Source organism: Chitinimonas sp., from assembly GCF_041904975.1.
In the GTDB taxonomy this organism is placed as follows: Bacteria; Pseudomonadota; Gammaproteobacteria; order Burkholderiales; family Chitinimonadaceae; genus Chitinimonas.
Genome location: NZ_JAYRLZ010000110.1, coordinates 1 through 13,211 on the forward strand (window position 1 = coordinate 1; position 13,211 = coordinate 13,211).

Genomic DNA, 13,211 nt, shown 5'->3' on the forward strand with positions numbered 1-13,211 from the left:
AGCAAGCTGCTGCTGAAGTCGGCGCGCTGCTCGCTAGAGTGGGTAAGCGCCAGCGTACCGTAGCTGGCAAAGGTGAACAGCGGCTTGTCATTTTCGTCGGCCTGCACTGCGAGGCTGCTTAGCAGCCAGGGCAGCAGGCAGATCCAGCAGCGCTTCTCGAAGGATTCCGCAATTTGCAGCATAAGTGCTCCACCTCTGTGGCTGGGCGCATGGCTCGTTCCCGTCGGGCGAGCGGGCGGCGCGGCCAGGACGGCTAACGACGTGTCCCGGCCTTGCAGTTGGCGACTTCCTAGATATAGCCGATCGCAAGGCTGGAGGACGACACAAGCGAGGTCTGTGCCGCGGGCGGGCACTGCCGGGAGGCAAATCGGCGAGGGGGAGGCTGTGGTATGTCTGATTCCGATAATAACTATATCCGGCTGGCGGGTTTCCCCAGGCCGCGATGCGCCACACAATCGGCCTTGCGCCTCTGGGCCGGGGGCGCGCACTGCGCGCGGCGGATTCCGCACTGCAGCATTCCTGCGGTAAACTGCGCGCTCCTCAGTGCTGAGGCTTTGGTGATGAATTGCCCTTGGCTGTCACCAAGCATTGCCGATCCGGCTGCGAGGTTTCCCCAACTCCAGGATCAAGGAATACATCATGTTGAAAGTCGGATTGATTGGTTGGCGTGGCATGGTTGGCTCCGTGCTGATGCAAAGAATGCGCGAAGAGAACGACTTCGCCCATATTGCGGCCAGCTTCTTTACCACCTCGAATATCGGCGGCGCCGCGCCCGATGTGGGCCAAGGGTCCAGCGCGCTGCAAGATGCCAAATCCATCGATGCCCTGCGCGCCATGGATGTGCTGATCAGCTGCCAGGGCGGCGACTACACCAGCGAAGTGCACCCGCAGCTGCGCGCAGCTGGCTGGCAGGGCTACTGGATCGATGCCGCCTCCACGTTGCGCATGGAAGATTCGGCCGTCATCGTGCTCGACCCGGTCAACCTCGACCAGATCAAGGGCGCCATTGCCGCAGGTGGCAAGGACTTTATCGGCGGCAACTGCACCAATTCCATCATGCTGATGGGCGTGGGTGGCCTGTTCAAGGCCGGCTTGGTGGAGTGGGTGTCGTCGATGACCTACCAGGCGGCCTCGGGCGCCGGTGCACAGAATATGCGCGAGCTGATCAGCCAGATGGGCAGCATCCACGGCTCGGTAGCGCATCTATTGAGCGACCCGTCGTCCGCCATTCTGGAAATCGACCGCCGCGTGGCGCAAACCATGCGTGGGGGCGAATTCCCGACCGAGCACTTTGGCGCGCCGCTGGCCGGCAGCCTGATCCCGTGGATCGACAAGCAGCTCGATAACGGGCAGAGCAAGGAAGAGTGGAAAGGCCAGGCCGAGGTCAACAAGATTCTTGGCACCACGGCCACGGTGCCGGTCGATGGCCTGTGCGTGCGCATTGGCGCCATGCGCTGCCACAGCCTGGCGCTGACCATCAAGCTGAATCAGGACCTGCCGCTTGCCGAGGTGGAAAAACTGGTTGCCGCCAGCACGCCATGGACCCGCTTCGTGCCGAACGATCGCGCCCTCAGCGTGCAGCAGCTGACGCCAACCGCCGTCACCGGCAAGCTCGATATTGCCGTGGGTCGGGTGCGCAAACTGAATATGGGCCCAAGCTATGTATCGGCCTTTGTCTGTGGCGACCAGCTGCTGTGGGGCGCTGCTGAACCGCTGCGCCGCACGCTGCGGATCTTGCTCGACAAGTAAGCCGCTGCTTTTTCTTGCGGAGCAAACCATGTCGCCGGCGTAAAATCCGGCGACATTTTTGTGGCGCATCGGGTGTATGGCCCTGCTCCTCTTGATGGGGGAGGGTTGTTTAGGTCGGGTTTTAAGCCGACAAACGATAGCCGCCTGCACACACACAAGCCGTCGGAATGCATTCCGACCTACAATTCGCCTTTTTCGCGCCTGTGTTCAGCCAGGCTCGGAATCCGGCTGGCAAATCCAGCGTTTCCTGCGCCCGGCGCAGACTGTGCACCTTACCGAGGCCAATTTGCCTATTCCCAGCCAACGCCCCGCCCAGCCTTTCATTTCCTGCGTGGTGCCCGCCTATAACGAGGCCGAGGGCATTGCTGCCTTTGTCGCCGCGCTCACCACTACCTTGGCGGCGATTACGCCAAAGTATGAAATCGTCGTGGTCAACGATGGCAGCCGTGACCACACGGCCCAGGTGGTAGCCGATCTGTGCGCCAGCAACCCGGCGCTGCGTTTTATCAATCTATCGCGCAATTTCGGCAAGGAAGCGGCGCTCACTGCCGGTATCGACCATGTTTCGGGCGAGGTGGCGGTATTGATCGACGCCGACTTCCAGCATCCGCTGGCTACCATTGCCGAGTTTGTTCAGCGCTGGCAAGCCGGCTACGACATGGTGTATGGCGTGCGCGATTCGCGAGCGGATGAGTCGGCCATCAAGCGCGCCGGCGCCAATCTGTTCTACCGCCTGCTCAACTGGCTCTCTACCGTCGATATTCCGCCCGATGCTGGCGACTTCCGCCTGCTGGACCGCAAGGTGATCGATGCGCTGAAAGCGATGCCCGAGCGCGGCCGCTTTATGAAAGGCCTGTACGCCTGGGTGGGCTTTCCCTCGGTCGCGGTGCCCTTTGTGGTGCAGGAGCGCGAAACCGGCGAAACATCGTTCGGAATCGGCGGCCTGCTGCGTCTGGCACAAACCGGCATCGTGGCATTTTCCGATGTGCCGCTGCGGGTATGGAGCATCGTCGGCATCGTTGTCTCCGCCATCTCGCTCGGCTACGCCGCCTGGATCGTATTCGCCACCCTGGCGTTCGGCGTCGATGTGCCGGGCTGGGCTACCTTGATCGTGGCGATGATGTTCCTCGGTGGCATCCAGCTTCTGTCGATCGGCATCCTCGGAGAATATCTGGCCGGGGTGTTCAATGAGGTGAAGCAGCGACCGACCTATCTGGTGGCGCAGCGGCTGGGGTTTGAACAGACCGACAAGACGGAGTGATGCACCTCAGCTGTTTGTTTTCTCGCATGGTTTAACACCCTGAAACCTGTTGACACAGAGCGCACCGAGAACACAGAGCACACAGAGAAAAACAGATTGGATTTGCCCATTCTCCGTGCGCTCTGTGGTCTCCGCGTTCTCTGTGTCTGCAGGTTTTCAGTCTCGCTTCTCAGCGGCTCAGCACTACAAAGCGCGGCGTGCGCGACACTTCCTGTAGCTGATAGCGGCGTTGCACCTCATCGGCCAGATCGCTGGTCAGCACTACCATCACCGGCCGCGGGCCGCGTAGCAGGGCAGCAAAGGCGGCTTCGTCGAGCAGCCAGCCGCGCGCCTCGGGCTGGTCCTTCAGGGCATAGAAGAACTCGCGCCGCCAGTTGTCCACCTTGACGATATTCGGGTCGGTCCAGTCGTCCACCACCCGGATCGGCTCGTGGCGGTTCAGGTACAGCGGCAGGTCCTGGAAGTAGTTGCGGTAGTTGACGATCACCGTGTCGGCCGTCAGCTTGGGCAGCATGCGCGCAGCGGTGGTGCGGATCGATTCCTTGTCGTAGCAGGGCACCAGCGGTACTGCCCAAGCGCACAAGCCGATGCCGGCGAGCACAAGTCCGATCACTGCATGGAGGGCTTTGCCGCGCAGACTGCTCAGGCAGGCCAGCGCACCAGCCAGCAGGGTGGCACCCATGCCCAGCAATAGCCAGGGCAGTTCCGGATGCTGCAATGCGCGTTGCGGATGCTGCCATTCCTTGCCGGCGCTGAAGAAGGCGACCAGGGCCAGCGCAATCAACACCACAGCGCTGATACGCGGCAGCCAGTTACGGCCTTTGGCCGCATCCAGCCATTCATCGAGATAGGCACCCAATAGCAGCGCCAACGGCGGCACCACCGGCAGGATATAGCCGGCGATCTTGGACGTTGGCAGCGAAAAGAACAGCAATATCACCGCCGGCCAGGCCAGCAGGAAGGCGCGCAGATCGCCCGCTTCGCCGCGCTGCTGCCAGGCACGCTTGAGCGCGGCGGGCAGCCAGAAAGTCCACGGCAACAGCCCCAGCGCCAGAATGGCCGGGTAGAACCAGGCGGGCAGGGCGTTGTTGAAGCCGCCACCGGAAAAACGCTCGAACTGCTGGTAAACAAAAAAGAAATGCAGGAACTGCGGGTTGTGCAGCTGTACCGCCGTGTACCAGGGCAGGCATACCGCCAGCACGCCGATGGGCAGTAAAGGCAGCGACCAGCGCGGCAAATCGCGCCAGCGGCGCCGCCACAGCATCCAGGCAAAGATGGCAATGGCAGGTAGCACGATGCCGATCAGGCCCTTGGTGAGCACTCCGAAGCCACCGGCCAGGTAAGCCAGGGCAAAGTACAGGCGCCGGCGCGGGCTGTCGACGGGCTCGGCCTGGGCGAACAGAAAGCCGAACAGCGCGGCCGTAATCCACACCGCCACCTCCAGATCGAGATTGGCATATTGGCTGGCCAGAAAGTACAGCGGCGAGGCGGCCATGGTCAGCGCCGCTAACCAGGCGGTGCGGCGGTTGAAAAAGCGCCAGCCGGCCACAAACACCAACAGGCAGCCGGCCACGCCGAACAGGGCCGGCATCAACCGCACCGAGGCAATGCTGACGCCGAATACGGCAAAGCTGGCTGCCTGCAGCCAGTAGTAGAGCGCGGGCTTGTCGAGGAACAGGGCGCCGTTGACACGGGGCGTGATAAAGTCGCCGCTCATCAGCATTTCACGCGCTACCTCGGGGTAGCGGCCCTCGTCCGGCACATTGAGCGGGCGGGCGCCCAGCAGGGCGAGAAACCAGGGCAACAGGACAATCAGCAATACAGCGAGGTCGCGCAGTAATTTGCGGCGATCAGACATGGGAAACATCCGTTTGAAAACTGTGGAAAGGCCGGCAACGGCGGCGGGTAGCAAGGCGCTGATTTTATGCGCCGACGATTTTGCCCTAAACCTGCCGGTCAGCGAAGCCATTGTGGCGCTGATGGCGGCAGGACGGCTGTCGGTTACCTCCTGCATGAGCGATGCGCCGGCCTGGTCCGAGCATGGCAGCGAATTGCGCCGGCATGGCTGGGAAGCCCGCGCCGGCCTGCATTTCAACCTGACCGAAGCATTTGAAGGCCTGCCGGCCCAGGCGCTGAGCAAGGTGATGCTGGCGGCGCATTTACGCCGGCTGGGCCGTGGCCGGTTGCGCGATGCGTTTGCGCGCCAGCTCGACCGCTACGAGGCGGTAATGGGGGCGGCACCGGCCTTTGTCGATGGGCATCAGCATGTGCATCTGTTCCCGCAGGTGCGCCATGTACTGCTGGGCGTGATGGCCGAGCGCTACCAGCAGCGGCCGTGGATGCGTAGCCTGGCCAATATGGTCGGCCCCATGCCGGCCTCGAAAGCGCTGGCCCTCAAACTGATGGGCGCCAATGCCCATGCCCGTGCCGCCCGTAAACAGGGTGTGCCGCTGATACCGGCGTTTGCTGGCCTCTACAGCCTGAGCGCCGATGCCGATTTCGGCAGCCTGATGCAGCAATGGCTGGCGGCGCTGCCCGATGGCGGCCTGATGATGTGCCACCCGGCGACCCAAGCCCTGCCCGATGATGTGATCGGCCCGGCGCGTCAGGCCGAGTTCGCATGGCTGGCATCCGACGCCTGGCCGGCCGCCCTTGCCGCCGCACAGGCGCATCTGGTGTTTGCGCCGTCCTTAGGCGCGGTGTGACAAGTTTGGCGAAACACCCAAAACCTTGAACCACAGAGGACACGGAGAACACAGAGGTGGCACAGAGAAGGGCGCGGTAGGTTGGAATTCATTCCGACATCGTCGCTCAAGCTCTGCGGCAATTTGTCGGGTTGAAACCCGACCTACGTCCTGACCGGCGCACCGGAACACCCCCACACCTTGAACCGCAGAGGACGCGGAGAGCACAAAGGGGCACAGAGAAGGGGGCGGTAGGTCGGAATTCACCCCGACAGCATCGTCCGAGCGTGCTCTTTGCGAAGTTTGCCGGGGTGAAACCCGACCTGCCTTCTGGTGCACGACGCCAGGGTGAATATGCCGATCTACACAATGCCCACCGTGCCTTCACACCACGTACTTGAGCAACGTGGACGATTCCGCTGCCGTCTGATATACATCGCAACCCCGTTGCTGGGCGCTTTGCCGACGGCCCGAGTATTTTCCGGATTCCTGCTGACACACCATGATTCGAACTGCGCTGCTTGAAACGGGCGATTGCGTGATTCGGCCGCTGGCCACCTCCGATGCCGAAAACCTGTTTGCTGCCGTCGATGCTTCACGCGCCGAAGTCGGGGCGTGGCAAGACTGGTGCACAGCCGATTTCGGGCTTGATCAGGCTGTTGCCTTTACCGCTGCTTGCGAAAGCGGCTGGCAGGCGGGAACCGAGTTCGCGTTTGGTCTGTTCGACCCCGCTGACAACACCGTGCGTGCGGTTGCTTCTCTGAACCAAATCCAGCGTCAGCACCAAATGGCCAATCTTGGCTATTGGGTGCATAGCAGGCATGCCCGCCAGGGCTGGGCCAGCAAGCTGGCTGCTGTGGTGGCACGCTTTGGCATTGAACAGCTGATGTTTCACCGTATCGAAATTGTCGCCGAACAGGCAAACCTGGGTAGCCAGGCGGTTGCGCGCAGACTGGGTGCTAGCCTCGAAGGGCTGGCGCGGCATCGTTTGCGTCGCGCTGGCGAGTCGCGCGATGCCTATGTTTTTTCTTTGATCCAATCCGATTTTGCGGCCTGAATGGCCCCCGCCCCTGGAAATTCCATGCTGCCTTCCATCGAACAACGCCTTGCCCTTGAACTCAATGCCCGCGCCGCCCAGGTGGTGGCAGCTGTCGGCCTGCTGGACGAGGGGGCGACGGTGCCGTTTATTGCGCGCTACCGCAAGGAAGTAACCGGCGGGCTCGACGATACCCAGCTGCGTTTGCTGGAAGAGCGCCTGCGCTATCTGCGTGAGCTGGAAGAGCGGCGGCTGGCGGTGATCAGCTCGGTGCGCGAGCAAGGCAAGCTCACGCCAGAGCTGGAAGCCGACATGCTGACGGCCGATAACAAGCAGCGGCTGGAAGATCTGTATCTGCCGTACAAGCAAAAGCGCCGCACCCGTGCCCAGATTGCCCGTGAGGCGGGCCTGGCGCCCTTGGCCGACATGCTGCTGGCCGACCCGAGCCGCGACCCGGAAGCGGAAGCGGCGGCCTTTGTGAATGCGGATGCCGGTGTTGCGGACACCAAAGCGGCGCTCGATGGCGCGCGCCATATCCTGATCGAGCAATACGCCGAAGACGCCGCCTTGATCGGCAAGCTGCGCGAGCACCTGTGGGAGCGCGCCGAGATCGTTGCCAGCCTGGCGGACGAGAGCAAGCGCCAGGAAGGCGCCAAGTTCGCCGATTATTTCGACCACCGTGAGCCGCTGGCGCGGGTGCCATCGCACCGGGCCCTGGCGTTATTGCGTGGCCGCAATGAAGGCTTTATCAACTTCACACTGGCCCTGCCGGAAGACGCCGACTTGCCGCCCGGCCGCGCCAGTGCCGGCGAAGCGCGCATTGCCCAGCATTTCGGCCTTCGCGACGAAGGCCGCAAGGCCGACCGCTGGTTGCTCGATGGCGTGCGGCTGGCCTGGCGGGCGAAGATTTTCCTCTCGCTGGAAGTGGAACTGGTCAACCGCATCCGCGATGCAGCCGAGCAAGAAGCGATCAAGGTATTCGGCAGTAATCTGAAAGATCTGCTGCTGGCAGCGCCAGCCGGCCCGCGCACCACCATCGGCCTCGACCCCGGTCTGCGCACTGGCGTGAAGGTGGCGGTGGTGGACCAGACCGGCAAGCTGGTCGATACCGCCACCATCTACCCGCATGCACCGCGCAATGACTGGGATGCTTCGCTTGCGGTACTGGCGGCGCTGGCCAAAAAGCATGGCGCCGACCTGATCGCCATCGGCAACGGCACTGCCAGCCGCGAAACCGACAAGCTGGCCGGCGAATTGATCAAGCTCTACCCGGCGCTGAAGCTGACCAAGATCGTGGTGTCGGAAGCCGGCGCCTCGGTGTATTCGGCGTCCGAATTGGCTGCCAAGGAATTCCCCGAGCTGGATGTGAGCCTGCGCGGTGCGGTGTCGATTGCCCGCCGCCTGCAAGACCCGCTGGCCGAGCTGGTGAAGATCGACCCGAAAGCCATTGGCGTCGGCCAGTACCAGCACGACCTGAACCAGGGCGAACTGGCGCGCACCCTTGATGCGGTGGTGGAAGACTGCGTGAACGCGGTCGGGGTGGATGTGAATACCGCCTCCACTGCCTTGCTGACCCGCGTGTCCGGCCTTAACGGTACGCTGGCTGCCAATATCGTTGCCTACCGCGATGCGCATGGCGCCTTTGCCAGCCGCGCCGCACTGAAAGCGGTGCCGCGCCTCGGCGACAAAACCTTCGAGCTGGCGGCCGGCTTTTTGCGGGTGATGAATGGCAGCAACCCGCTCGATGCATCGGCGGTGCACCCGGAAGCCTATCCGGTGGTGGAAAAGATCCTCGCCAAGGTGCAGCGCGAGGTGAAAGGCCTGATTGGTGATTCCGGCACGCTCAAGCAGCTCAACCCGGCCGACTTTGCCGACGAGCGCTTTGGCCTGCCAACGGTGCGCGACATTCTGAGTGAACTGGACAAACCCGGCCGCGACCCGCGCCCGGAGTTCAAGACCGCTAGTTTTCAGGACGGTGTGGAAGACATCAAGGACCTGCGCCTCGGCATGGTGCTGGAGGGCGTAGTCAGCAATGTGGCGGCGTTTGGCGCCTTTGTGGATATCGGCGTGCACCAGGATGGCCTGGTGCATATTTCGGCGCTATCGAAAACCTATGTGAAAGACCCGCGCGATGTGGTGAAAGCCGGCGATGTGGTGAAGGTCAAGGTGATGGAAGTGGACGTAGGCCGCAAGCGCATTGCGCTGAGCATGCGACTGGACGACACGCCCGGTGAGCCGACTTCAAGCGGCCGCCCTGCGCCGCAGCCAGCGGGCAAGCGTGCAGCGCCGCGCGAGGAAAAACCGGCCGGCGGGGCGATGGCGGCGGCGTTTGCGGCCTTGAAGCGGTAGCTTGCAATGATGGAATTTCAGATTTCAGATGATTTTGTGCGGCGACAAGGCCGGAAGGCGGTCTTTCGGATCGTGTGCTGCTTAGCCATTTCCCCTGTTTTGGTGGTATGGGCGCTGGACTCCAGCAGTTCGAATGACAAGTACTGGCCAATTATTGGCCTTGTCGTACTAGCCGCAGAGATTGCCCGGAGCTACAAGCAAATTAGCGCCGGAAAGTCGGCATATCCGGTCATTACGCTGGATGAGCAGAGTCGAAGGCTCGTCGCTCGCCATGGAGGTACCGAGGCCGCTTGTGATCTCTCTCAAATCGTCAGCCTTAGGTTGCAGACTACCTCTGGTGAGTTGAGATCAGTTTTGGTCAAGACGGCATCTGGCGAGGAGCTACGCTTTGTTGGTTACGAGAATCTCGAATTGCTAGGCGCCAGCCTTGAACGACTCACGCCGCAAGAGAATATTGCGAAAGCTTCGATTTTTCATCGCTGAGCGTTTTTGTATTTCGCCGAAATAACAATTGGGAAGTAAGTGTGCGGTCCGAGTGCCTCTTGTGCAGTGTCGAAATCCAGCGAGTTTGGTGTGTGTGGTACATTCGCTTTCGCGGGTAATGCGTTGATTTTAAGTAACTTGACTTGACATGGCGTGTTTCTGGCTTTGTACATGAAACAAGGTTTTACCTACCTGGCTGTTGATGCGATTTAGGCAGGTAGAATTTCTCACTCACTTGCTGCTAGCAAACTGGTGAGAAAATCTCGCACTTCACTCTTGCGCGTAGAAAAGTCAGATAATCAATGGGGTTTGATAGTCGGCTCTAGCCGATGCCATCAGGCGCATCATGACATTCCGCTGTTATTGATTTCTGAAAATTCCGTGCTTAAAGGTCAAATATGTAATTTCTGGGGAAGGACGGAATGGGCGATGAGGTGCAGCTTTTAAAGGGGGCGCTAGGATAGAAGAGTACGCCACCATATCCAGCCTTGCTAGTCGATGTTACCTGCCAACGACCATCTGAGCCACACTGCCGTGTTACGCTGCCGCTGTAAACGCCGATATAACATTGGCGTATCCCTGTTGCATTGTCATAGTTGCCATTGTCTCGCGGAGCTGTATACGGCGCGACGGTATCATTGCTCGTTGTTTTAATAGTGTCGACTTTTTCTGAACCTTCGATTGTCTTACAGGTTACAGGGGGCGGTGCATTGCAATATTTAGGCAGTTGAGCCGTTTGGAACTCATCTGAGGCCGTAAAGGCAGGCGCCATCACAGCAGGCGATGCGCCTGTCCTGATAACATCAGCTGCCCAGCTAGAATCTGGAGTCCTTTTGAGGATGGCGCCGTAAAGACGGGCGGAAATCTCTTCTGGTGCTAGGTGAAAGCTCTGAAATTCGGCTGATCCAAAAAAGGCTGATGCAACATTTCCAGCCTGCGTGGCCGAGCAGCTGCTCTGATCTATACTTTGAATATGCCAGTTAAAGCCGTCCGAGTCTGGGGCCCTTCCAAGGCCAACACGGTACATGCGATCAACAAATTCAACCTGGCCGGGCGTTATGGATGCGTGAGCAGGGAGGTAAATCGCGGTGAGCGCAATAATTACTAAGAATTTATTCATTTTTCCTCGGGGCTTTGTATATTTTGATCAAGTGGTTGTGATGTGAAAAGAATGATCAAGTCAACGTCCAAATATTTCCAACCAGGCGTCGCGTGATTAAGAAACATATTTTGACTTGCGCTTGGAGAGGTTGCTCTCGGGCGGCGAATTTATCTTCGTCGCAAGTGCGAGACAATCCGAAATATTTACACAGGCAAGCAAGCACAGCTATCATCGTCGCCTTTCCTGAATACGCCCGCCTTTGCGGGCGTTGCTTTGACTGAAACCAACAATGACAACAACATTTTTTCACCATCCCGCCAGCCTGCCCAAGCTGCTGGTCTTGCTGCTGGCCTCGCTGCCGCTGTTTGCTGCCACCGAGACCTCGCCGCTGCAAAACGAAGGCAGCTTGCAATACGTGGGCGACTCGGCACGCCTGAGTGTGGGCGTGGCCAAGGGGGGCAAGTTTTATGGTGAATGGTTGGGTCTGCTCAGTGAAACGGCCAACAATGCCTGGCTGGGCCAGCTCTGGTATTCCGATCGCGCCGGTGGCGGTCAGCTTAGCTTCAACCATGCGCGCGGCACGGTGGTGGACCAGTATTTCGCCGCTTACGATCGCAATGCCGCTGGCGATGGCAAGCTCACCGCCGGTTATGGCCTGCAACAGGGCGACTGGTTTGGTGCCGGCTATCTGAGCCAGGGCTTGAGCAGCCGTCGCCTGGTGGGCAGCAGCCAGACCAGTAGCGTCAGTTCGGTGGAAGGCAGCGAAGGCAGCCGCCTGTTCCGCGATACCACCACCACCACCATCGTCACCCGCCAGTTCGAGCGCGCCTATCGCAATGGCCTGGGCCTGCGCGCCGGCCGCGACTGGACCGATGCCAATCTGCGCACCACCTTTGGCGTCGATCACGAATGGGGCGAGCAGGGCGCACGTCAGACCACCACTTCGCTGTCGCTGGAAAAGCACTTCGGCAATGGCCCGCACAGCATGGCCTTGCAGCTGGACCATGCCAGCAAGTCCGGCCCCTTCGATGCCGGTCGCAGCAGCAACCGTTTCTGGCTCAGCTACCGCTATGATTTCGGCGCGGTGGCGTTCCGCTCGGAGCGCCTGTATCGCACGGTGACCGAGACCACGCCGGCGGTACAGCCGCCAGCGCCAGCGCCGAAAACCGAAACCCGCATGGTCAAGACCACGGTCAGCATGGCCAGCGATGCCTTCTTCGAGCTGGGCAAGGCGCGCCTCACCGACAAAGCGCGTAGCGAGCTCGACCGTATTGCCGGCCTGCTACGCCAGCAGGGCCGCGAAGGCAATATCCATCTGGTTGGCCATGGCTGCGATCTGGGCAGCGATGCCGCCAATATGCGCGTATCGCGCGAGCGTGCCGAAGCGGTGCGTGATTATCTGATCGCCCAAGGGGTGGTCGATGCCAATACCGTGGTACTGGAAGCGCGTGGCAAGCGCGAGCCCAAGTTCCCGGCCAAGCCAGACACCCGCCATCTGAATCGCCGCGTCGATCTGGAATTTGTCACCTTTGAATCGCGTAGCGAGACGGTGACTCTGCCGGCTGTTGAGCCCGCCGTGTTGCCGCCTGTTACCACGGTGCGCCGCGAAGAAGTGGTGCAGGAGCCGGTCTGGCTACGCCGCGCCCTGCGCTCGCCGATCGAGCACAAGCGTAGCGTCGATGTCTACCGGGTGGTGGAGGAAAGCCGCAGCGACAAGCGCGAGCGCAGCTATATCAACCGGGCGCCGCTGGCGCGTGATGCCAGCTTTACCGCGGTTGCCGGGGTAGCGGTACTGCTGCCAGTGCTGCAAAGCGCCAGCGACCCGGATGGCGATGCACTGACTGTGGTGCGCGTCGGTAGCGCACAAGGGCAGGTCAGCATCGAAAACGGCCAGCTTCGCTATCTGGCGCCTGCCAGCTTTACCGGCAGCGACCGCTTCAGCTATACGGTCAAGGATGCAGGCGGTCTGGAAGCGACGGCGACTGTGACGGTAAAGGTGAGCCAGCCCAACCGCGCACCAACGGCCCGCAATGACTCCTTCACCGTATCGGGCGCCAGCAGCTCGGTGCTCGATGTGCTGGCCAATGACAGCGACCCGGATGGCGACGCGATCAGCATCGTGTCGCTGACCCAGCCGGCCGGCGGCACCGGCACGGTGAGCATTGAAAACGGCAAGGTGCGCTTCGAGCCGAAAGGGGTGTTCGGGGTCGATACCTTCACCTACACCATCCGCGATGCGGGCGGGCTGACTTCCACTGCCATTGTTACCCTGATCGACCCCTGATAAGCGCCGTGGGGCGGCCGCGAATAGAGCTTGGAACTGGAGCGGCCGGTTCAGCCGGGACTAGACGGCCGTTTGTCGCGGAGTTCGCTCCCTCCCCCTTGACGGGGGAGGGCTGGGGAGAGGGTGATGGGCTTTGTATGCCGCATGTAGAGGCAGTCCCTGTATGTAGCGGCGCGCGAAAATTGGCATCGATTTGCGCAATAAATGGCATTGGCCGCGCTTGCGTGGGTTGAAAGGAATTTGCAGGATTTTGGCACAAGGCC

Annotated in this window: 10 protein-coding genes; 7 read left to right on the forward strand and 3 right to left on the reverse strand. The window is 61.1% G+C overall.

Annotated features, from left to right (window positions below; genetic code table 11):
• A partial coding sequence (locus ACE3OH_RS11835; RefSeq protein ID WP_374352590.1) for a hypothetical protein occupies window positions 1–182 on the reverse strand: 182 nt, incomplete at its 3' end.
• 457 nt (window positions 183–639) lie between these two features.
• On the opposite strand from ACE3OH_RS11835, the gene asd reads away from it, so the two are divergent.
• Window positions 640–1,749 carry an aspartate-semialdehyde dehydrogenase gene (gene asd / locus ACE3OH_RS11840; protein WP_374352593.1) on the forward strand — a complete coding sequence of 370 codons (1,110 nt, stop codon included), beginning with the start codon at window positions 640–642 and terminating at the stop codon, window positions 1,747–1,749.
• A gap of 286 nt (window positions 1,750–2,035) precedes the next feature.
• Window positions 2,036–3,010 (forward strand): glycosyltransferase family 2 protein, encoded by a 975-nt coding sequence (locus tag ACE3OH_RS11845; RefSeq protein WP_374352598.1) that lies wholly within the window; start codon window positions 2,036–2,038, stop codon window positions 3,008–3,010.
• Window positions 3,011–3,179: 169 nt separating this feature from the next.
• On the opposite strand, the gene ACE3OH_RS11850 is transcribed toward ACE3OH_RS11845, so the two are convergent.
• Complete coding sequence (locus ACE3OH_RS11850) at window positions 3,180–4,868, reverse strand: phospholipid carrier-dependent glycosyltransferase (protein WP_374352601.1); 1,689 nt, start codon at window positions 4,866–4,868, stop codon at window positions 3,180–3,182.
• A 22-nt stretch (window positions 4,869–4,890) separates the two neighbouring features.
• Between ACE3OH_RS11850 and ACE3OH_RS11855 the strand changes: the two genes are divergently transcribed.
• The 4 genes from ACE3OH_RS11855 to ACE3OH_RS11870 all read left to right on the forward strand — a co-directional run bounded on the left by ACE3OH_RS11855 (window position 4,891) and on the right by ACE3OH_RS11870 (window position 9,562).
• A complete protein-coding gene (locus ACE3OH_RS11855; RefSeq protein WP_374352619.1) occupies window positions 4,891–5,715 on the forward strand; it encodes a ChbG/HpnK family deacetylase in 825 nt (274 codons plus the stop codon).
• A gap of 481 nt (window positions 5,716–6,196) precedes the next feature.
• Window positions 6,197–6,751, forward strand: coding sequence for a GNAT family N-acetyltransferase (locus ACE3OH_RS11860; protein WP_374352604.1), 555 nt, complete (start codon window positions 6,197–6,199; stop codon window positions 6,749–6,751).
• Window positions 6,752–6,775: 24 nt separating this feature from the next.
• Window positions 6,776–9,079: a Tex family protein gene (locus tag ACE3OH_RS11865; RefSeq protein ID WP_374352607.1), complete on the forward strand. Its 2,304-nt coding sequence runs from the start codon at window positions 6,776–6,778 to the stop codon at window positions 9,077–9,079.
• Window positions 9,080–9,085: 6 nt separating this feature from the next.
• Complete coding sequence (locus tag ACE3OH_RS11870) at window positions 9,086–9,562, forward strand: hypothetical protein (protein ID WP_374352610.1); 477 nt, start codon at window positions 9,086–9,088, stop codon at window positions 9,560–9,562.
• Between the two features lie 385 nt (window positions 9,563–9,947).
• Here ACE3OH_RS11870 and ACE3OH_RS11875 read toward each other — a convergent pair whose 3' ends face one another.
• A complete protein-coding gene (locus ACE3OH_RS11875; RefSeq protein ID WP_374352613.1) occupies window positions 9,948–10,682 on the reverse strand; it encodes a hypothetical protein in 735 nt (244 codons plus the stop codon).
• A 271-nt stretch (window positions 10,683–10,953) separates the two neighbouring features.
• Here ACE3OH_RS11875 and ACE3OH_RS11880 point away from each other — a divergent pair, with 271 nt between their 5' ends.
• Entirely contained in the window at window positions 10,954–12,948 is a 1,995-nt protein-coding gene (locus tag ACE3OH_RS11880) for an Ig-like domain-containing protein (RefSeq protein ID WP_374352616.1), read from the forward strand.
• The last annotated feature ends 263 nt before the right edge of the window (window positions 12,949–13,211 follow it).

Excerpts from the sequence above, each read along its gene's own strand:
- asd (WP_374352593.1), top strand. The coding sequence starts at position 640 with ATGTTGAAAGTCGGATTGATTGGTTGGCGTGGCATGGTTGGCTCCGTG.
- ACE3OH_RS11850 (WP_374352601.1), bottom strand. The coding sequence starts at position 4,868 with ATGTCTGATCGCCGCAAATTACTGCGCGACCTCGCTGTATTGCTGATT.
- ACE3OH_RS11860 (WP_374352604.1), top strand. The coding sequence starts at position 6,197 with ATGATTCGAACTGCGCTGCTTGAAACGGGCGATTGCGTGATTCGGCCG.
- ACE3OH_RS11865 (WP_374352607.1), top strand. The coding sequence starts at position 6,776 with ATGCTGCCTTCCATCGAACAACGCCTTGCCCTTGAACTCAATGCCCGC.
- ACE3OH_RS11870 (WP_374352610.1), top strand. The coding sequence starts at position 9,086 with ATGATGGAATTTCAGATTTCAGATGATTTTGTGCGGCGACAAGGCCGG.
- ACE3OH_RS11875 (WP_374352613.1), bottom strand. The coding sequence starts at position 10,682 with ATGAATAAATTCTTAGTAATTATTGCGCTCACCGCGATTTACCTCCCT.
- ACE3OH_RS11880 (WP_374352616.1), top strand. The coding sequence starts at position 10,954 with ATGACAACAACATTTTTTCACCATCCCGCCAGCCTGCCCAAGCTGCTG.